The organism is Streptomyces sp. NPDC048255, assembly GCF_040652415.1.
Classification (GTDB): Bacteria; Actinomycetota; Actinomycetes; order Streptomycetales; family Streptomycetaceae; genus Streptomyces.
Window position 1 is genome coordinate 181,268 of sequence record NZ_JBEZMA010000007.1, and the last position, 18,645, is coordinate 199,912.

Consider the following 18,645-nt stretch of genomic DNA (forward strand, 5'->3'; position numbering starts at 1 on the left):
CCGTGCAAAGTTACTGCAAAAATGCTTATCCGGAGCTGACGGAGGGGGTGGCTATGGTAGGGACTCCACTGGACACCACCAGAGCCGACAGGGGAGGTGCGGCTGCGCCTGTGGATCGTGGGGGCGTACTGAGACGCCTCTTCTGGTCGGCGGGTGAGCCGAAATCCGTGACCAACATTGCTGACCGCTTCCACACCGCAGACACCGCAACCACCGCGACCTTTGCCGCCGATGCGGGCTCCCAGGCGTGGACACCTCCCTCGTGGGAGGAGATCGTCAGCACGCACAGTGCGCGGGTGTACCGCCTTGCCTACCGTCTGACGGGTAACCAGCACGATGCCGAGGACCTGACTCAAGAGGTCTTCGTCCGCGTCTTCCGCTCGCTGTCCACGTACACGCCGGGCACGTTCGAGGGCTGGCTCCACCGGATCACCACGAACCTGTTCCTGGACATGGTCCGCCGCAAGCAGCGGATCCGTTTCGACTCGCTCGCCGACGACGCCGCCGAGCGGCTGCCGAGCCGTGAGCCGTCCCCGCAGCAGGTGTTGCACGACACGCACTTCGACGCGGACGTGCAGCAGGCGCTGGACACCCTCGCGCCCGAGTTCCGCGCCGCCGTGGTGCTGTGTGACATCGAGGGTCTGTCGTACGAGGAGATCGCCGCCACGCTCGGCGTGAAGCTCGGCACCGTGCGCAGCCGTATCCACCGGGGCCGTTCGCACCTGCGCAAGGCGCTCAAGCACCGCTCTCCCGAGGCACGCGCGGAGCAGCGCGCGCTCGCGGGGGTGGCCGTGGGCGTTCCGGGCGCCGGGGGAGAGGGCGGAACCGAGTGAGCGGAGCCAGTCCTTCTCCTGCCGAACAGCACCTTGGCGACCGGCTTGCCGCCCTGGTGGACGGGGAGCTGAAGCACGACGCCCGCGAGCGGGTCCTGGCCCACCTGGCCACCTGTGCCAAGTGCAAGGCCGAGGCCGACGCGCAGCGCCGTCTGAAGACCATGTTCGTGGAGAGCGCGCCGCCGCCGCTGTCCGCCGGGCTGCTGGCACGCCTCCAAGGGCTGCCGGGCGCCGGGCCCGAAGGTCCGGCCGGACCCACGGGGCCCTCCGGTCCGCCGGGTGCCGCGGGGCCCGATCCGCTCTCCTCCTTCGCCTACGCCCTGCCGGCGGCTGCCGCCGCCCGCCCGCAGCAGGAGGGCTTCCGGATCCACGAGGTGGGCCGTCCGCGCCGCCGTCTCGCCTTCGTCGCGGCCGGGGCCGTGTCGCTGGCCGCGCTCGCGCTCGGCGGCTCGCTGCCGCTGGAGACCGTGGACCCGAACGCCCGGGGTGATTCCCCCGCTCCCGCCTCCCGGCCCGGCCCCGCCGTGTCGGTGGCCGACGCGGCCGTCCGCGACCGGCTGCCCACCCCCGGAGCCGTCCTCACCCTCCTCCCGCCCCCGCTGCCGCCGCTCCACCCCTCCCCACCGGCCTCGGCCCGTCCGGTCTCGCTCCTGCGCTGAGCCGGGACCTGGTTGAATCTGCGGCACATGCGCATGAGTACGCGGGGAGCGCCCATGGCCGACAGGCAGCAGACCGATCCGGCTCCGTCCTGGTGGAGCCGGCCCGAGGGGCCGGCGGACCCCCACCACGACGGGGTCCCCGCACCACGCCCCGAAGGTGCCCAGGCCGCCGAGGACGCGGCCCCGGAGGCGGCTCCCGCCGCTGACGCGGCCCCGGACCCGGCTGCGGCCTCCGCCCCGGCCCCGGCCCCCGCCCCGGCGGCCGCCGGGGACCTCCGGCAGCACCAGGACCCGTACCAGGCCCCGTACGAGACCCCGTACGGGGACGGGCCGGCCGCGCGGGGGCCGCGCTACGACCCCTGGGACGACCAGCCCTTCCAGGCCGTGGACCGGGGCAAGCAGCCGCGCCAGATCCGGCTGTGGCACCTGGCCTCCCTCGGCGCGGGCGTGGCCCTGCTCGCCGGCGGGATCGGCGGCTACGCCGGGGTCCTCGCCGAGCGGCAGAGCAACACCCGCCTGGAGCTGCCCCAGGCGGCCGCCGCGGACAAGGGCCGGGCGCCCGAGAGCGTGGCCGGGATCGCGGCCACGGCGCTGCCCGGAGTGGTGACCCTGCACGTACGGGGCACCGCGGGCAGCGGCACCGGCACCGGCTTCGTGCTCGACCAGCAGGGCCACATCCTGACCAACAACCACGTCGTCGGCGACGCCAAGGAGATAACGGTCACCTTCAGCACCGGCGAGAGCGTCACCGCCGAGCTGGTGGGCCGGGACTCCGGCTACGACCTGGCCGTGGTCAAGGTCAGCGGGGTGCGCGGGCTCCAGCCGCTGAGCCTCGGCAACTCCGAGAACGTGAAGGTCGGCGACCCGGTGGTGGCCATCGGCGCGCCCTTCGACCTGTCCAACACGGTCACCGCGGGCATCATCAGCGCCACCGGCCGGCCCGTCACGGCGGGCGGTGACAAGGGCGACGGCAGCGACATCAGCTACGTCGACGCCCTCCAGACCGACGCCCCCATCAACCCCGGCAACTCCGGCGGCCCGCTCCTGGACGCCGCGGCCCGGGTGGTCGGCATCAACAGCGCGATCCGCGGGGCCGACAAGGGCGACCCCACCCGCCAGGGCGGCAGCATCGGGCTGGGCTTCGCCATCCCCATCAACCAGGGCAAGCGCGTCGCCGAGGAGCTCATCCGCACCGGCCGCGCCACCCACCCCGTCATCGGCGTCACCCTCGACATGGAGTACACGGGCGACGGGGCCAAGGTGGGCGACAAGGGCGAGGACGGCAAGCCCTCGGTGGTCGCGGACGGGCCCGGCGCCCGCGCGGGGATCAAGGCCGGTGACGTGATCACCAAGGTGAACGGCCAGCGGGTGCGCGGCGGCGACGAGCTGATCATCAAGATCCGGGCCCACCGCCCGGGCGATCCGCTGACCCTCACCGTGCTGCGCGAGGGCCGGGAACGCACGCTGGAGGTGGTCCTCGGGTCGGCGAACGGCTCATGAGCACTCCATGACGCGCGGGTGAAACCGCGGCCCAGCCGGTACGCAGGTATGGGCCCGCAGGGCAGGCCGGGTACCGTGTGTCCGGGCCCGAAGTGAAGAGAGCCGAGGAGCGGCAAGGTGTTCAACGACATAGGCGCACTCGAACTGGTCACGATCGTGGTGCTCGCCATTCTCATCTTCGGCCCGGAAAAGCTGCCCAAGGTCATCCAGGACGTCACGGGCGTGATCCGGAAGATCCGCGCGTTCTCCGACAGCGCCAAACAGGACATCCGCTCCGAACTCGGCCCGGAATTCAAGGATTTCGAGTTCGAGGACCTGAATCCGAAGACCTTCATCCGCAAGCAGCTGAGCGAGAACGAGGACCTCAAGGAGATCCGCAGCAGCTTCGATCTCCGCAAGGAGCTGAACGACGTCACCGACGCCGTGAACAGCAAGGAGACCGACGCCGTGACGGCTCCCGCGGCCGCCGCGTCCACCGGCGGCGCGCCCGCCGCCGGCGCGGACCTCGTGAAGAAGCCCGCGGCCCCCGCCGCGGACCAGCGCGCCCGTTTCGACGCCGACGCCACCTGAGCCGCACCACGCAGCCTGCCCGGCGATCCCGGGTCGGATGGCTATCCTCCATGAGTCCGGATCCAGGACGCCCGAGGGCGGGGGTCCCCCCAGCGAAGCGTGGGGGAGGGCCGCTTCGGACCCCACGGAACGAGAGGCCAGATGGAGACGACGAGCAGTAGCCGGGTAGGGGCGCAGCCCGCGGAAGCCCCCGCCGCCGCACCCGCGGAGGAACCGCAGAGCGCCGCGCAGACCGGCACGCAGGCCGACGCGCAGCCCCAGGAAGCCGCCGCTCCCGTCCCGGTGGCCCGCCGGACGGCGGAGGGGTACCTGAGGGCCGACTTCCCCTGGTACGGGCTGGACGGGGCCTTCACCGGCCCGCGCTGGCTCATGCAGGTCGGCCTCGGCGCCGACGGCACCGTGGAGCACGGCTCCACCGGGCACGGTGACGAGCCCTCCGCCCGCGGCGAGATCGCCACCGGCGAGAAGGAGCGCTTCGCCGTGGTCGTCACCGTGGCGAGCAACCCGCTGCGCCGCAGCGGCGACGGCACCGGCGTCCTGGAGGCCACCTCGGTCTCCTCGGCGGCCTGGCTGGCCGGCTCCGGGCTGCTGGCCTACAGCTGGCCCGGGCAGATGGACCACTCCCTGCGCAGCGACTGGCTGGACCAGCAGACCGAAGCCGCCTGGGAGCTCGCTGACGACCTCGGCGGCGAGGACTGGTCGACGCTGTCGCTGCCCGTCGACGGTGAGCCCACGCCCTTCCACTACCGCGAGTCGGAGTTCGGCTGGGTGCTCGCCGGCTCGACCGGCAGCGGGGTCCACCTGGGCGCGTACGGGCGCGGCATGAGCGCCTACGGCCTCGGCTTCTCGGTCATCGGGGACCTGGCGGCGTACGCGTAACGCGGCGGCCGGGACACGCGAAGGGGCGCCGCTCGACGAGCGGCGCCCCTTCGCGTGACGGCAGATCAGAACTTGTTGCGCGGGGTGATGCCCAGGGACATGCCCGACAGGCCGCGCGCGCGGCCGCCCAGCTTGCCCGCGATCGCCCGCAGGGCCGCGCCCGCGGGGGAGTCCGGGTCGGACAGGACCACGGGCTTGCCGTCGTCGCCGCCCTCGCGCAGCCGGACGTCGATCGGGATCGAGCCCAGCACCGGCACGCTCGCGCCGACCGTCTTGGTCAGTCCGTCGGCGACCTTCTGGCCACCGCCCGAGCCGAAGACGTCGACCATCTCGTCGCAGTGCGGGCACGGCAGGCCCGACATGTTCTCCACGACGCCGACGATCTTCTGGTGGGTCTGTACGGCGATCGAGCCGGCCCGCTCCGCGACCTCGGCCGCGGCCTGCTGCGGGGTGGTCACGACCAGGATCTCGGCGTTCGGCACCAGCTGGGCCACCGAGATCGCGATGTCACCGGTGCCCGGCGGCAGGTCCAGCAGCAGCACGTCCAGGTCGCCCCAGAACACGTCGGCAAGGAACTGCTGGAGTGCGCGGTGCAGCATCGGTCCGCGCCACACCACCGGGGCGTTGCCCGGGGTGAACATGCCGATGGAGATGACCTTCACCCCGTGCGAGGACGGCGGCATGATCATGTTCTCGACCTGGGTCGGGCGGCCCTCGACGCCCAGCATGCGCGGCACGCTGTGGCCGTAGATGTCGGCGTCCACGACGCCGACCTTCAGGCCGTCCGCCGCCATCGCCGCGGCCAGGTTGACCGTGACGGAGGACTTGCCGACGCCGCCCTTGCCGGAGGCGACCGCGTAGACGCGGGTCAGCGAGCCCGGCTTGGCGAAGGGCACCTCGCGCTCGGCGGTGCCGCCGCGCAGGGTGGCCGCCAGGTCCTTGCGCTGCTCGTCGCTCATCACGTCCAGGGTGACGGCGACCGAGGTGACGCCGGCGACCCGTTCCACGGCCTCGGTGACGTTCTTGGTGATCGTCTCGCGCATGGGACAGCCCGACACGGTGAGGTAGACCGTGACGGCGACCGCGCCGCCCTCGCCGATCTCCACCGATTTCACCATGCCGAGCTCGGTGATCGGCCGGTGGATCTCAGGGTCGTTCACCGTCGCCAGCGCGTCGAGGATCGCGTCCTGCTCGGGCACTGCGGCGGCGTCGGCGGGGGATGTGTCGGTAGCCATGCCCCGATGGTACGGCTCGGTAGCATGCCGCGGGGAAGACTGCTAGCGGTCGCCTTCGTCACTCTCGAGCGGGAATAGACGACGCTCGTCCATCTCCTTGATCAAATCCTGGAACTCCGACCTGATCCAGTCGCGCGTGGCGACCTCGCCCAGGCCCATCCGCAGCGCCGCGATCTCCCGGGTCAGGTACTCGGTGTCGGCGATGGAGCGCTCGTTCTGCTTGCGGTCCTGCTCCAGGTTGACCCGGTCCCGGTCGTCCTGCCGGTTCTGCGCGAGCAGGATCAGCGGGGCGGCGTACGAGGCCTGGAGCGACAGCATCAGCGTCAGGAAGATGAAGGGGTACTGGTCGAACCGGAGGTCGTCCGGCGCGAAGATGTTCCACAGCACCCAGACGATGATGACCAGGGTCATCCAGACGATGAACCGGCCCGTGCCGAGGAACCGCGCCACCCGCTCCGACAGGCGCCCGAAGGCCTCCGGGTCGTACTCGGGCAGCAGCGACCGGCGCGGCGCGCGCGGCAGGTCCAGCCGGACCCGTGAGCGCGTCAGCGCGCTCGCCCCGGTGCTCTGACCGGACTTTCCCGCGCGTTCGGCGAAACGGTCCGCCGCCTCCGCCGCGAGTCCCTGCTCGCGCGCCTGCATCCGGGCCTGCTCGCGCCGCTCCCGGATCTGCTCCCGGCGCCGCTCGCGCGCCTGCTCGCCGCGCCCCCGGTCGAAACGTCCTCGGTCAGTGGCCACGCACGGCCTCCTCGGAATGGAATTCCGTCTCCCGCCAGTCGTCCGGCAGCAGGTGGTCCAGTACGTCGTCGACCGTGACCGCGCCCAGCAGCGAACCGCTCTCGTCGACCACCGGCACCGCCACCATGTTGTACGCGGCGAGGTGCGTGGTGACCGCGGGCAGCGAGGCGTCCGGCCGCAGCGGCGGCAGGTCCGTGTCCACGATCGAGCTGACCAGCGTGAACGGCGGGTCCCGCAGCAGGCGCTGGAAGTGCACCGTGCCCAGGTACTTGCCCGTCGGGGTCTCGTCCGGCGGCCGGCACACGTACACCTGGGCCGCCAGCGCCGGCGACAGGTCCGCCTGCCGTACGCGGGCCAGCGCGTCGGCGACCGTCGCGTCCGGCCGCAGCACGATCGGCTCCGTGGTCATCAGGCCGCCCGCGGTGTTCTCCTCGTACGACAGCAGGCGGCGCACGTCGGCCGCGTCGTCCGGCTGCATGAGCGTCAGCAGCCGCTCCTTGTCGTCCTCCGGCAGCTCCGAGAGCAGGTCGGCAGCGTCGTCCGGGTCCATCGCCTCCAGGACGTCGGCGGCGCGCTCCTCCTTCAGCTTGCCGAGGATCTCCACCTGCTCGTCCTCCGGCAGCTCCTCCATGACATCCGCGAGCCGGTCGTCGTCGAGGGCGCTGGCCACCTCCGCACGCCGCTTGGGCGTGAGGTGGTGCAGGACGTTCGCCACGTCGGCCGGGCGCATCTGCTCGAAGGTGGCCACCAGGTTCTCGGCGCCCTGCCCGTGCTCCTCCAGCGAGAAACCGGTCACCGCCGACCATTCGACGGTCAGGGTCTCGCCGCGCCGGCGCAGCGCCCCCGCCTTGCCCTTCCGCACGAAGATCCGGTCGATCTCCCAGTCCCGGCGGGCCGGAAGCTGCTGGATGGCCACGTCCAGGACGGTGACCTCCTCGCCGTCCGCGACGAGCCTCACCCGCCGGTCCAGCAGCTCGCCGAGGACCAGCCGCTCGGTGGGCCGCTGTTCGAAGCGGCGCATGTTGACGACGCCCGTCGTGATGACCTGCCCGGACTCCACTCCCGTGACCCGGGTCATCGGCAGGAAGATCCGGCGCCGGCTGACCACCTCGACCACCAGGCCCAGCAGCCGCGGCGGGCGCCCGCCCACGCGCAGCATCGCGACGAGGTCGCGGACCCGGCCGACCTGGTCGCCGTTGGGGTCGAAAACGGGCACACCCGACAGATGCGAGACGAAGATCCGCGGGGCGCCTGCAGCCATCCGAGCGCCTCCTAGAGCGTCAACCGACAGTCCTGCCGTGCCTCAGGCTAGCCCGTGCCGGCGGAAGGCGTCCTGGTGGGGCGGTCCGCCCGGGGTCCCTACGGGGGGTCGACGGCCCGCGGCCCACGGGCGGGTACGCTGCCTGCTGCCCCCAGCCGAACGACGAGAGGCATCCGCCCGTGACCGCCTACCTCCCCGCCATGCGGATGCGCCGGGCCGCCTTCATCGGCGCGTTGTGCGCGGGCCTGGCCGTCACCGGCACCGGCTGCGGGGGGAAGGACCCCGACGAGGGGACGAACGGGGTCGGCAAGCTCTCCGCCGACAAGATCGAGGAGAAGGCCAGGACGGCCGCCACGGAGGCCGACTCCGTCCACCTGTCCGGCACGCTCGTCAGCGGCGGCAAGACCTTCACCCTCGACATGCGCCTGAAGTCCGACGGCGGCTCCGGCGAGGTGAAGTCGCAGGAGGACACCTTCCAGCTGCTCCGGGTGGGGGAGCAGCTGTACCTGAAGGCCAGCGCCGCCTTCTGGGGGCAGTCCGAATCGGCCGGCAAGCTCGGCGACAAGTACGTGAAGGTGCCCGAGGGCGACCCCTCGTACAAGCAGTTCCGCGGCTTCACCGACATGGACGTCCTGCTGGACGGGCTGCTGGGCCTCGACGGCAAGCTGACGAAGGGCGCCGCCTACACCAAGGTCGGGCACACCCGCGCGGTCCAGGTCACGGCGGACGCGGGCAAGGGCGGCAAGCTCTCGGTGTCCCTGGAGGGGACCCCGTACCCGCTGCTGATGGAACGCGCCGGCGGCGCCGGGCGGGTGGAACTCGCGGAGTGGGGCCAGAGCTTCCAGCTGGCGCCGCCCGAGCAGGACCAGACCGTCGACTACGGGCCCCAGCTGCCGACGACGAAGGACGCGGGCTCCCCGCCCGCCGCCCCGTCCAAGGGCCAGGGCTCGAACCCCACGAAGCCGTAACCCCTGCGGGCGGCCCCGCCGGCGTTCGAGGCGCGGAGCCATGGCAACGCCGCCGCACCCGCGCACCCAGCCGCACATCAGCCCACGGCGGCACAGGGCGAGCCCCGAACCTGCGGCACACCGCCGGAGGCTAGGCCCTGTCCGGGCGATCTTCGCGGGCCCGCGCCGCCTGGCACGGCACCTCGCCGCGTTGTCGGACCGCGCGAGTACGGCCGAGTACGAGCTGCGATCCTCCGCCTTGCGATGCACCGCACCAGACGACGCGGGCTGATCCACGAAGATCGCCCGGACAGGACCTAGGCGCGCGCCGCCTTCTTCCGCTTCAGCAGCAGCTTCGGCAGCCCCGCCGGAATCGGCTGGCGGGTCGTCGCCGGGGACACCAGCGGGGCCGCGGCCAGCGAACCGGCCGGCAGCTCCGTGCGGACCGCCTCCGGCTCCAGCCGCAGCAGGCGGCACTCCCGCGCCCACCGCTCGGTCATCTGCTCCGAGTCGGGCGCGTTCAGCCGCTTGCCCTTCAGCTCGGCGACCGCGGCCTGCCACGGCTCACTGCCCGGCGCCAGCTCCCGTACCGTCGCCGTCCAGGCCACCAGCCGGCCGCCCTTGTCCTTGCTGCGCACGGTCACCTCGGCGGACGCGCCGTCGGCCAGCCCCGGGAACGGCTGCTCGCCGGGCCCGTCGCCCAGTACGTGGGCCGCACCGTCCACCCAGGCGTGCCACAGGGCCCGGTCGGCCCCGGCGCCGCGGACCCAGATCAGGCCGGACTTCTTGGTGGCCTCCTCGACGAGGGCCAGGTCGAGCGTGCTGAGAGTCATGCGGAACAGAGTAGGGGGTGCCCCCGTACGGCCCGGCGGCGCGTCAGAGCCAGCCGTGACGGCGCAGCGCCCGGTGGATGGTGAAGCAGATCCCGACGATCGAGGCCATCACCATCGGATAGCCGTACTTCCACTGGAGCTCGGGCATGTGGTCGAAGTTCATCCCGTACACCCCGCAGATCATCGTGGGCACGGCGATGATCGCCGCCCAGGAGGTGATCTTGCGCATGTCCTCGTTCTGGGCGACCGTCGCCTGCGCGAGGTTGGCCTGGAGGATCGAGTTCAGCAGCTCGTCGAAGCCGACGACCTGCTCGTGCACCCGCGCCAGGTGGTCGGCGACGTCGCGGAAGTACTTCTGGATGTCCGGGTCCACCAGCCGCATCGGGCGCTCGCTGAGCAGCTCCATCGGACGCAGCATCGGGGAGACCGCCCGCTTGAACTCCAGTACCTCGCGCTTGAGCTGGTAGATGCGGCCCGTGTCGCCGCCGCGCGTACTGCCCTTGGCGGGAGCGGCGAAGACCTGGCTCTCCACCTCGTCGATGTCGTCCTGGACGGCCGCCGCCACCGCGATGTACCCGTCGACGACGTGGTCGGCGATGGAGTGCAGGACGGACGAAGGCCCCTTGGCGAGCAGCTCCGGATCGTCCTGGAGACGGTGGCGCAGCCCCTTGAGGGAGCCCTGGCCGCCGTGCCGGACGGTGATGACGAAGTCGGGGCCCGTGAAGCACATCACCTCGCCGGTCTCCACCACCTCGCTGGTGGCGGTCAGTTCGGTGTGCTCCACGTAGTGGATGGTCTTGAAGACGGTGAAGAGGGTGTCGTCGTAGCGCTCCAGCTTCGGCCGCTGGTGGGCGTGCACCGCGTCCTCCACGGCCAGCGGGTGCAGGCCGAAGGTGGCGGCGATCCCCGCGAACTCGGCCTCCGTCGGCTCGTGCAGCCCGATCCAGGCGAAACCGCCGTCCTCGCGGACCTTCCGGATCGCCTCACGCGGCGTCAGACGGGCCGCGTCCGGATCCTGGGCGTCGCGCTTGCCGCCCCGGTACACGGCGCAGTCGACCACCGCGCTGCTCGCGGACGGGTCGCGGGTGGTGTCGTAGCCGGGCTGGGCCGGGGTGGACTTGCGCAGCGACGGACGGACGGCCGCACGCAGGTAGGGCAGCATCGACATGGCAGGCTCCTTCGCACGCACGGCTGCGGACCGTACGGGTGGGAGACCCTCCCCCTGCGGCAGGCAGGCGGAAGGAAGCAGGACGGGAGGACAAAGTTCTGCCGTCGCTCTTCTACTGATCAGGAGATCAAAGGGGGCGGGAGGCGCCCGTCACAGAAGTGGAAGAGCGATTGGTACTGCACGATCGACTTCGATCCACCGCAGCCCCACCTCCTCCGGCCGGTCCCCCGTGAGGGACGTCCTGTAGCCGGGGCGCTGAAACACCGCTTCTGCGTGCGGCCCCGAACAGCTGTCAACACTATCAGCCGACAGATGGTCAAGACCCGCCCTTTACCCGGCTGATACGAGTTCTATGCTCCCTGCATGGCAGAAATTCTGGCCCTCGTCGAGTCCCGGCTGCGCACCGCGTTCGGGGAACCCGACGCCCGCGCCGCCGTCACCTTCCTGGGCACCGACCGCATCGAGGTACTCCGCTTCTCCGAGGGAGGCCTCCTGCGGTACGCGACCCTCGGCATGTCCGCGCACCCGATGACCGACCCGACCGCCGTGGTCGCCGACCCCGTACGCGGGCCGCGCGCCGAGCTGGTGCTGACCGTACGGGGAGGTCTGGCGGCCACCGACAAACTGCTCAGGCCGCTCGCGGTACTGGCCGCCTCCCCCCAGGTCGAGGGGCTGATCGTGGCCCCCGGCGCCTCGCTCGACGTGGGCGAGCCGCTGTGGGACGGGGCTCCCTTCAGCTCCGTGCTCGTGGCGGAACCCGGCGGCCTGGTGGAGGACTTGCAGCTGGACGAGCCCATGGACCCGGTCCACTTCCTCCCCCTCCTCCCCATGACGGCGAACGAGGCCGCCTGGAAACGGGTGCACGGCGCGGCCGCCCTCCAGGAACGCTGGCTCGCGCGCGGCACGGATCTGCGGGACCCTCTGCGTACGGCAGTCGCACTGGACTGAGACCGGCGCCGCGCCCCCGGACGGGTGATCGTGTCTTGACGGGGCGCCGGGCGGGGAGGAGCGTGGCTTCTTATGAGGGGCGAACCAAGTTGCCCGAAGTGCGGTGGCCGGGTCAGGGCGCCCGGTCTCTTCTCCGACTCCTGGCAGTGCGCGGTGCACGGCACCGTCCACCCCCTGCAGCCTGTCATCCCGCCGAGCGTCGAAGGCCTGGGCGTGGTGGTGCACCGGGCGCAGGTGCCGGTGTGGATGCCGTGGCCGCTGCCGGTGGGGTGGCTGTTCACCGGGATCGCGTCCGCCGGTGACGACCGCAGCGGGGGCAAGGCGACGGCCGTGGCCTGCTCGGGCCCCGGCCCGCTGGGCGGGATCGGGGAGCTGCTGCTGGTCGCGGAGGAACTGGGTGTCGGCCTCGGCGCGCGGTACGCGGGGATCGACGGCCCCGACCCCGGCTCGCACATCAACGTCTCGGCGCCGCCCCACGCCAAGGTCGTCGCGGCGGGCCGCCCGACCCCGCTGTGGCACCTCAACGGGGCCCCGGACGACCGGGCCGTCTTCGCGGGCGAGGCGCGCGGGCTGTGGCTGTGGGCGATCGTCTGGCCCGAGCAGTCCGGCCTGCTGATGTACGACGAACTCGTCCTCACCGACCTGCGCGACGCGGGAGCCGAGGTGGAGCTGCTGCCCTGCGGCGCCCTCAGCCCGCGCATCCTCGGGCCGGCCTAGTGCGGGTGTCTCGCCGATCATGCCGGGCCCGGGCCGGCCGGCATGATCGGCGAGACGCTTCCTAGGCCTTCGGCCCGGTTATCCTGGAGTGTCCCCGTCCGTACGACCCCTGGAGCAAGGCTGTGCGCATCGACCTGCACGCCCACTCCACGGCCTCGGACGGTACGGACACCCCGGCCGAGCTGGTGCGCCATGCAGCCGGCGCCGGGCTGGACGTGGTCGCGCTGACCGACCACGACACCGTGGGCGGTTACGCCGAGGCCCTCGCCGCCCTGCCCGCCGGGCTGACGCTGGTGACCGGAGCCGAGCTGTCCTGCCGGCTCGACGGGGTCGGGCTGCACATGCTCGCGTACCTCTTCGACCCCCTGGAGCCCGAGCTCTCCCGTGAACGGGAACTCGTCCGGGACGACCGCACCCCCCGCGCCCAGGCCATGGTCGGCAAGCTCCAGGCCCTCGGCGTGGACGTCACCTGGCAGCAGGTGGCCCGGATCGCCGGCGAGGGTTCCGTGGGGCGGCCGCACATCGCGACGGCGCTCGTCGAACTCGGCGTCGTCCGCACCGTCTCGGACGCCTTCACGCCGGACTGGCTCGCCGACGGCGGGCGCGCGTACGCCGAGAAGCACGAGCTCGACCCCTTCGACGCCATCCGCCTGGTCAAGGCGGCGGGCGGCGTCACCGTCTTCGCGCACCCCGCCGCCGTCAAGCGCGGCCGGTGCGTGCCCGAGTCCGTCATAGCCGAGCTGGCGGCCGCGGGCCTGGACGGCATCGAGGTGGACCACATGGACCACGACTCCGCCACCCGCGCCCGTCTGCGCGGGCTGGCGGCCGACCTCGGACTGCTGACCACCGGGTCCAGCGACTACCACGGCAGCCGCAAGACCTGCCGCCTCGGGGAGTACACGACCGACCCCGAGATCTACGGCGAGATCACGCGCCGTGCGACCGGCGCCTTCCCCGTGCCCGGCGCGGGCGGACGCGAGCGCTAGGCCGGTTCCTTCCCCCGGACCGGGCCCGCTCCGCCCTCCCCTCCGCTTTTTCTTCGCAACACCCCTCTCTCCTGCAAGGCATCACTGTGTTTGATTTCGCCGTCTTCGGATCCCTTTTTCTCACGCTTTTTGTGATTATGGACCCCCCGGGGATCACGCCGATCTTCCTCGCCCTCACCTCGGGCCGCCCCAGCAAGGTGCAGCGCCGCATGGCCTGGCAGGCCGTCTGCGTGGCCTTCGGCGTCATCGCCGTCTTCGGTCTCTGCGGCCAGCAGATCCTGGACTACCTGCACGTCTCCGTCCCGGCGCTGATGATCGCCGGTGGTCTGCTGCTCCTGCTCATCGCGCTCGACCTGCTCACGGGCAAGACCGACGAGCCGAAGCAGACCAAGGACGTGAACGTCGCCCTCGTCCCGCTGGGCATGCCGCTGCTCGCCGGGCCCGGCGCCATCGTGTCCGTGATCCTGGCCGTGCAGAAGGCGGACGGGGTCAGCGGCCAGGTGTCCGTCTGGGCCGCGATCGTCGCCATGCACATCGTGCTGTGGATCACCATGCGCTACTCGCTCGTGATCATCCGGGTCATCAAGGACGGCGGTGTCGTGCTCGTGACGCGGCTCGCCGGCATGATGCTCTCCGCGATCGCCGTCCAGCAGATCATCAACGGCGTGCTCCAGGTCGTCCGGGGAGCCTGACCGCGCCCGCCGCGCGCTGCCCGTCGCACCCGCGCGCAGTTCCGCCGCGCGAAGGCGCGGACGCGCGAACGCCCCCGTACCGGTCTCGGTGCGGGGGCGCAGACGTCTGTGCGGGGATCTCGGGCGTCAGCAGGACGCCGTCTCGGCCGGTCGGATCAGAATGCGCTGGCCGACGTACGCGGCCTGCTGCACGATCCGGTTGACGGAGGCCGCGTCCACGACGGTGCTGTCCACGGCGGTTCCGTCGACGTCGTCCAGGCGCAGAATCTCGAAGCGCACGGGCTTCTCCCTTCGTCGGTGTTTCTCCTTGCAGAGGGTTCAACGAAGTGTAAGAGACAAACATTCCCTACGCTAAGGAAATTTTTTCACTCGCTAACTACCGACCGTTGCAGGACTCCCAGAAGGCGAGCAACGCACTGGCTGTGACCTGCGGATTCTCCGCATTGGGGGAGTGCTCGGCGCCCGGCACCACCACCCGGTCCGCCCCCAGACGGCGGGCCATGTCGTCCATCAGCGGGACGGGCCAGGCGTAGTCGACCGTTCCGGACAGCACCAGCTTCGGCAGCGCGACCGCCGCCAGCGCGTCCACCCGGTCCGGCTCCGAGATCAGGGCGCGGCCCGTGACGATCAGCTGCTCGGGGACGGTCGCCAGCCACCGCTCGCGCAGGAAGTTCACGGTCTCGGGGGAGTCCGGGGCCAGGTCCGGCGGGTCCTGCGCGCGCATCGCCGCCCACACCGCGGGCATGTCGTCCCCGAGCGCCTCCAGCGCGGCGACCAGCAGCTTCGTACGGGCCTGCTGGCCCTCGTCGATCGCGGCGGGCCCGCTGCTCATCAGGGTCAGCGAGGTGAAGGGGACGGCGTCGCGCAGGACCGCGGCGCGCGAGACCAGCCCGCCGAAGGAGTGCCCGACCAGGTGGACCGGCCCCCCGCCGAGCGCGGCGGCCTGGGCCGACAGGTCCCGGGCCAGCTCCTCCAGGGCGTACGGGGCCTCCTCGCGCGGGCCCGGGCTCTGGTACTGGCCGCGCCCGTCGACGGCGACCACCCGGTAGCCGGCGGCGGCCAGCGGCTCCAGGAGGGCGATGAAGTCCTCCTTGCTGCCCGTGTAGCCGGGGACCAGCAGGGCGGTGCCGCGTACGGGCTCACCCGCCTCGTGCACGGCGAACTCGCCGCGCGCGGTGGCGAGCCGGCGGGCGCGGGCGGTGGAGGGCAGCGTGAGGAAGGGCGGCTTGCTCATGGCCAGAGGTTACCGGCCCGTACGGAGCGGTGGTGGCGGGATGCGCCGATGGCCCGGCCCCCCTCGGAAGGGGGACCGGGCCATCGGATGGTGCCTGGGGACTACGCCTCGGGCGCGGCCGCCGCCTTGCGGGTGCGGGTGCGCTTCGGCTTGGCCGAGGCCTCCTCGGCGGCGGCGGCCGGAGCGGCCTCCGCGACCTTGCGGGGCCGGGTCGTCCGGCGGGCCTTCACGGGCTCCACCGGCGGGGCCATCTGGAAGTCCGGCTCCGGAGCGGTCTCGACGACCTTGCGGGCACGGGCCCGCCGCGGCGCGACCGGGGCTTCCTCGACCGCCGGGGCCTCGACCACGACGGACTTGGCGACCGCGGCGACGGGCTTGCGGGTGGGCGTCCGCCTCCGCTTGACCGGGGCTTCCTCGGCGGCGGGCGCCTCGACCACCGCGGCCTCGGCGACCACGGTCTCGGCGACCACGGTCTCGGCGACCACGGTCTCGGCGACCACGGTCTCGGCGACGGCCTTGCGGGTACGGGTGCGCTTCGGCTTGACCGGGGCCTCCTCGGCGACCGGGGCCTCGACCACGGCGACCGGAGCGGCCTCGGCGACCGGAGCGGCCTCGACCGTCTCCACCGTCTCCACGGCCTGGGCCGGCACCGCGCCGACCCGGGTGCGGCGGCGGCGCGGCCTGCGCGGCTCGTCGGCGCCCGGGGCCTCGGGGGCCTCGGCCACCGGGGTCACAGCAGCGTCGGCCGCCTCGGCGCCCAGCTCCGTACCACCACGGGTACGGCGGCGCTGGCGCGGCGTACGGGTGCGCGCGGGGCGCTCCTCGGTCACCACGGGGGCGGCGGCGGCCGGACCGCGACCGCCACGGCCACCACGGCCGCCGGTCTCGCCCAGGTCCTCGAGGTCCTCGGCCTTCAGGCCGGCCCGCGTGCGCTCGGCACGCGGCAGGACGCCCTTGGTGCCCGCCGGGATGTTCATCTCCTCGAACAGGTGCGGAGACGTGGAGTACGTCTCGACCGGGTCGTGGAAGTCCAGCTCCAGCGCCTTGTTGATCAGCTGCCAGCGCGGGATGTCGTCCCAGTCGACCAGGGTGACGGCGATGCCCTTGTTGCCCGCGCGGCCGGTGCGGCCCACGCGGTGCAGGAAGGTCTTCTCGTCCTCCGGCGTCTGGTAGTTGATGACGTGGGTGACACCCTCGACATCGATACCGCGGGCGGCGACGTCGGTGCACACCAGCACGTCGACCTTGCCGTTGCGGAAGGCGCGCAGCGCCTGCTCGCGGGCTCCCTGGCCCAGGTCGCCGTGGACGGCGCCCGAGGCGAAGCCGCGCTTCTCCAGCTGCTCGGCGATGTCGGCCGCCGTGCGCTTCGTACGGCAGAAGATCATGGCCAGCCCGCGGCCCTCGGCCTGCAGGATGCGGGAGACGAGCTCCGGCTTGTCCATGTTGTGCGCACGGAAGACGTGCTGCTTGATGTTGGCGACGGTCACGCCCTCGCCCTCGGGCGAGGTGGCGCGGATGTGCGTCGGCTGCGTCATGTACCGGCGGGCCAGGCCGATGACCGCGCCCGGCATGGTCGCCGAGAACAGCATGGTCTGACGCTTCGGCGGCAGGTAGTTGATGATCTTCTCGACGTCGGGCAGGAAGCCCAGGTCGAGCATCTCGTCGGCCTCGTCGAGGACCAGCGCGCGGATGTGCGACAGGTCGAGCTTCTTCTGGCCGGCCAGGTCGAGCAGGCGGCCCGGGGTGCCGACGATGATGTCGACGCCCTTCTTGAGCGCCTCGACCTGGGGCTCGTACGCGCGGCCGCCGTATATGGCGAGGACGCGGACGTTGCGGACCTTGCCGGCCTGCAGGAGGTCGTTGGTGACCTGGGTGCACAGCTCGCGGGTCGGAACCACCACGAGGGCCTGCGGGGCGTCGGTCAGCTGCTCGGGCGTCGCCCGGCCCGCCTCGACGTCCGCGGGGACGGTGACCCGCTCCAGCAGCGGAAGGCCGAAACCGAGCGTCTTGCCGGTTCCGGTCTTGGCCTGGCCGATGACGTCCGTGCCGGAAAGGGCGACGGGGAGGGTCATCTCCTGGATCGGGAAGGGGGACACGATGCCGACGGCCTCAAGGGCTTCGGCGGTCTCGGGGAGAATCCCGAGGTCACGGAACGTAGTCAGGGTGCTGCCTCTTCTGTGAGACGCGGCGCGAGGCGGCGATGGGGGTCGTACCGTGCCGGGCTTGCAGTACTGCGACGTACGTACAAAGCTGCGCGGGACCACTAAGCCTTCGCTCAAGCGCTTGTGCCGCTGAGGGGGCCCCTCATGGGTGGCCATGCGCATGAACGCACGCACCACGCCGAGGGCGGGTCGGTTGGAGCCGATCGGGCCACCGACCGGGCATCCTCATTCGGATGGCCCGCCGAGTATCCGGCAGGCGCATTACCACTGTACCCCGGAATCGCGCAGCTGTGTCGGGCGAATTCACCGGGTAGGCGTGTTTACGGGGCCCGACAGTGAACAGGTGTGGTGACTTGGGCCGCCTTTCGGCGGGCTATTGTGCGGAGCATGTCGACCGTAGAAAACGCCTCGCCCGCCGACGACAGCGCCCCCGGAGAATCCGCGGGCATCGCCGCCCAGGACTGGGCGACCGCCTCTGCCTCGCCCCAGTACCGGGCCGCCGTCGTGGACCTGCTCGGCGCACTCGCCTACGGAGAGCTCGCGGCCTTCGAGCGCCTCGCGGAGGACGCGAAGCTCGCGCCCACCCTCGACGACAAGGCCGAGCTCGCCGCCATGGCGTCCGCCGAGTTCCACCACTTCGAGCGGCTGCGCGACCGTCTCGCCGCCATCGAGGTCGAGCCGACCGCCGCCATGGAGCCCTTCGCGAAGGGCGTCGACGACTTCCACCGCCAGACCGCCCCGTCGGACTGGCTGGAGGGCCTGGTCAAGGCGTACGTCGGCGACTCGATCGCCAGCGACTTCTACCGCGAGGTCGCCAGCCACCTGGACACCGACACCCGCGCGCTCGTCGTCGGCGTGCTCGACGACACCGGCCACGGCAACTTCGCCGTCGAGAAGGTGCGCGCCGCGATCGAGTCCGACCCGCGCTGCGGCGGCCGGCTCGCGCTGTGGGCCCGCCGTCTGATGGGCGAGGCGCTGTCGCAGGCCCAGCGCGTGGTCGCCGAGCGCGACGCGCTCTCCACCATGCTGGTCGGCGGAGTCGACGGGATGGCGGCCGGCTTCGACCTGGCGGCCGTCGGCGAGATGTTCACCCGGATCACCAAGGCGCACACCAAGCGGATGGCGGCCCTCGGCCTCGCAGCCTGACCGCTCGCAGACGTACGGCGGCCCCGGAGCGCATCGACGCGCTCCGGGGGCGGCCCGCGCCGAGGGGGGGGGGGTGGGCGCCCGGGGGGGGGGAGCAGTGAGGGGGGGGGCTGGGGGGGGGGGGCCGGGGCGCCGCC

General features: G+C 72.4%; 19 protein-coding genes. 11 read left to right on the forward strand and 8 right to left on the reverse strand.

Annotation, left to right across the window (positions count from 1 at the left end; translation table 11 throughout):
* Positions 1 to 53: 53 nt before the first annotated feature.
* From sigE to AB0D94_RS09385, 5 genes are all read left to right on the forward strand, one after another.
* A complete protein-coding gene (gene sigE, locus AB0D94_RS09365) occupies positions 54 to 833 on the forward strand; it encodes an RNA polymerase sigma factor SigE (RefSeq protein ID WP_362048051.1) in 780 nt (259 codons plus the stop codon).
* Positions 830 to 1,492, forward strand: coding sequence for a zf-HC2 domain-containing protein (locus AB0D94_RS09370; protein ID WP_362048054.1), 663 nt, complete (start codon positions 830 to 832; stop codon positions 1,490 to 1,492). The genes sigE and AB0D94_RS09370 overlap by 4 nt, the downstream gene beginning before the upstream one ends.
* A 54-nt stretch (positions 1,493 to 1,546) precedes the next feature.
* On the forward strand, positions 1,547 to 2,992 hold the full coding sequence (locus tag AB0D94_RS09375) for a trypsin-like peptidase domain-containing protein (protein ID WP_362048057.1): 1,446 nt from the start codon (positions 1,547 to 1,549) through the stop codon (positions 2,990 to 2,992).
* 117 nt (positions 2,993 to 3,109) lie between these two features.
* Complete coding sequence (locus AB0D94_RS09380) at positions 3,110 to 3,562, forward strand: sec-independent translocase (RefSeq protein ID WP_362048060.1); 453 nt, start codon at positions 3,110 to 3,112, stop codon at positions 3,560 to 3,562.
* A 141-nt stretch (positions 3,563 to 3,703) separates the two neighbouring features.
* On the forward strand, positions 3,704 to 4,441 hold the full coding sequence (locus AB0D94_RS09385; protein WP_362048063.1) for a hypothetical protein: 738 nt from the start codon (positions 3,704 to 3,706) through the stop codon (positions 4,439 to 4,441).
* Positions 4,442 to 4,506: 65 nt separating this feature from the next.
* Here the strand turns inward: AB0D94_RS09385 and AB0D94_RS09390 are convergent, their stop codons facing one another.
* The 3 genes from AB0D94_RS09390 to AB0D94_RS09400 form a co-directional block, all read right to left on the reverse strand.
* Positions 4,507 to 5,622 (reverse strand): P-loop NTPase, encoded by a 1,116-nt coding sequence (locus AB0D94_RS09390; protein ID WP_362048132.1) that lies wholly within the window; start codon positions 5,620 to 5,622, stop codon positions 4,507 to 4,509.
* A 96-nt stretch (positions 5,623 to 5,718) separates the two neighbouring features.
* Positions 5,719 to 6,318: a DUF1003 domain-containing protein gene (locus AB0D94_RS09395; RefSeq protein WP_362048135.1), complete on the reverse strand. Its 600-nt coding sequence runs from the start codon at positions 6,316 to 6,318 to the stop codon at positions 5,719 to 5,721.
* 85 nt (positions 6,319 to 6,403) lie between these two features.
* Entirely contained in the window at positions 6,404 to 7,675 is a 1,272-nt protein-coding gene (locus AB0D94_RS09400) for a CBS domain-containing protein (protein ID WP_362048066.1), read from the reverse strand.
* Between the two features lie 179 nt (positions 7,676 to 7,854).
* Between AB0D94_RS09400 and AB0D94_RS09405 the strand changes: the two genes are divergently transcribed.
* Positions 7,855 to 8,643 carry a hypothetical protein gene (locus tag AB0D94_RS09405; protein ID WP_362048069.1) on the forward strand — a complete coding sequence of 263 codons (789 nt, stop codon included), beginning with the start codon at positions 7,855 to 7,857 and terminating at the stop codon, positions 8,641 to 8,643.
* 296 nt (positions 8,644 to 8,939) lie between these two features.
* Here the strand turns inward: AB0D94_RS09405 and AB0D94_RS09410 are convergent, their stop codons facing one another.
* Positions 8,940 to 9,455 carry a hypothetical protein gene (locus AB0D94_RS09410; protein WP_362048072.1) on the reverse strand — a complete coding sequence of 172 codons (516 nt, stop codon included), beginning with the start codon at positions 9,453 to 9,455 and terminating at the stop codon, positions 8,940 to 8,942.
* A 43-nt stretch (positions 9,456 to 9,498) separates the two neighbouring features.
* Positions 9,499 to 10,623 carry a magnesium and cobalt transport protein CorA gene (locus tag AB0D94_RS09415; protein WP_362048075.1) on the reverse strand — a complete coding sequence of 375 codons (1,125 nt, stop codon included), beginning with the start codon at positions 10,621 to 10,623 and terminating at the stop codon, positions 9,499 to 9,501.
* A gap of 363 nt (positions 10,624 to 10,986) precedes the next feature.
* On the opposite strand from AB0D94_RS09415, the gene AB0D94_RS09420 reads away from it, so the two are divergent.
* The 4 genes from AB0D94_RS09420 (at position 10,987) to AB0D94_RS09435 (ending at position 13,966) form a co-directional block, all read left to right on the forward strand.
* Complete coding sequence (locus AB0D94_RS09420; RefSeq protein ID WP_362048078.1) at positions 10,987 to 11,571, forward strand: suppressor of fused domain protein; 585 nt, start codon at positions 10,987 to 10,989, stop codon at positions 11,569 to 11,571.
* A gap of 72 nt (positions 11,572 to 11,643) precedes the next feature.
* Positions 11,644 to 12,288 (forward strand): DUF6758 family protein, encoded by a 645-nt coding sequence (locus AB0D94_RS09425; protein WP_362048081.1) that lies wholly within the window; start codon positions 11,644 to 11,646, stop codon positions 12,286 to 12,288.
* 122 nt (positions 12,289 to 12,410) lie between these two features.
* Positions 12,411 to 13,274 (forward strand): PHP domain-containing protein, encoded by an 864-nt coding sequence (locus tag AB0D94_RS09430; RefSeq protein ID WP_362048084.1) that lies wholly within the window; start codon positions 12,411 to 12,413, stop codon positions 13,272 to 13,274.
* 86 nt (positions 13,275 to 13,360) lie between these two features.
* The gene (locus AB0D94_RS09435) at positions 13,361 to 13,966 is read left to right on the forward strand and encodes a MarC family protein (protein WP_362048087.1); all 606 of its coding nucleotides are present in this window, start codon (positions 13,361 to 13,363) and stop codon (positions 13,964 to 13,966) included.
* 126 nt (positions 13,967 to 14,092) lie between these two features.
* On the opposite strand, the gene AB0D94_RS09440 is transcribed toward AB0D94_RS09435, so the two are convergent.
* From AB0D94_RS09440 to AB0D94_RS09450, 3 genes are all read right to left on the reverse strand, one after another.
* A complete protein-coding gene (locus AB0D94_RS09440; RefSeq protein WP_167347281.1) occupies positions 14,093 to 14,245 on the reverse strand; it encodes a hypothetical protein in 153 nt (50 codons plus the stop codon).
* Between the two features lie 97 nt (positions 14,246 to 14,342).
* On the reverse strand, positions 14,343 to 15,200 hold the full coding sequence (locus AB0D94_RS09445; protein ID WP_362048091.1) for an alpha/beta hydrolase: 858 nt from the start codon (positions 15,198 to 15,200) through the stop codon (positions 14,343 to 14,345).
* 101 nt (positions 15,201 to 15,301) lie between these two features.
* Positions 15,302 to 17,296: a DEAD/DEAH box helicase gene (locus AB0D94_RS09450; protein ID WP_362048094.1), complete on the reverse strand. Its 1,995-nt coding sequence runs from the start codon at positions 17,294 to 17,296 to the stop codon at positions 15,302 to 15,304.
* Between the two features lie 453 nt (positions 17,297 to 17,749).
* Here AB0D94_RS09450 and AB0D94_RS09455 point away from each other — a divergent pair, with 453 nt between their 5' ends.
* Entirely contained in the window at positions 17,750 to 18,508 is a 759-nt protein-coding gene (locus AB0D94_RS09455) for a ferritin-like fold-containing protein (protein ID WP_362048097.1), read from the forward strand.
* The last annotated feature ends 137 nt before the right edge of the window (positions 18,509 to 18,645 follow it).

Coding starts and splice junctions, on each gene's coding strand:
- sigE (WP_362048051.1), top strand. CDS start 54: ATGGTAGGGACTCCACTGGACACCACCAGAGCCGACAGGGGAGGTGCG.
- AB0D94_RS09375 (WP_362048057.1), top strand. CDS start 1,547: ATGGCCGACAGGCAGCAGACCGATCCGGCTCCGTCCTGGTGGAGCCGG.
- AB0D94_RS09385 (WP_362048063.1), top strand. CDS start 3,704: ATGGAGACGACGAGCAGTAGCCGGGTAGGGGCGCAGCCCGCGGAAGCC.
- AB0D94_RS09395 (WP_362048135.1), bottom strand. CDS start 6,318: ATGCAGGCGCGCGAGCAGGGACTCGCGGCGGAGGCGGCGGACCGTTTC.
- AB0D94_RS09400 (WP_362048066.1), bottom strand. CDS start 7,675: ATGGCTGCAGGCGCCCCGCGGATCTTCGTCTCGCATCTGTCGGGTGTG.
- AB0D94_RS09410 (WP_362048072.1), bottom strand. CDS start 9,455: ATGACTCTCAGCACGCTCGACCTGGCCCTCGTCGAGGAGGCCACCAAG.
- AB0D94_RS09415 (WP_362048075.1), bottom strand. CDS start 10,623: ATGTCGATGCTGCCCTACCTGCGTGCGGCCGTCCGTCCGTCGCTGCGC.
- AB0D94_RS09420 (WP_362048078.1), top strand. CDS start 10,987: ATGGCAGAAATTCTGGCCCTCGTCGAGTCCCGGCTGCGCACCGCGTTC.
- AB0D94_RS09425 (WP_362048081.1), top strand. CDS start 11,644: ATGAGGGGCGAACCAAGTTGCCCGAAGTGCGGTGGCCGGGTCAGGGCG.
- AB0D94_RS09445 (WP_362048091.1), bottom strand. CDS start 15,200: ATGAGCAAGCCGCCCTTCCTCACGCTGCCCTCCACCGCCCGCGCCCGC.
- AB0D94_RS09455 (WP_362048097.1), top strand. CDS start 17,750: ATGTCGACCGTAGAAAACGCCTCGCCCGCCGACGACAGCGCCCCCGGA.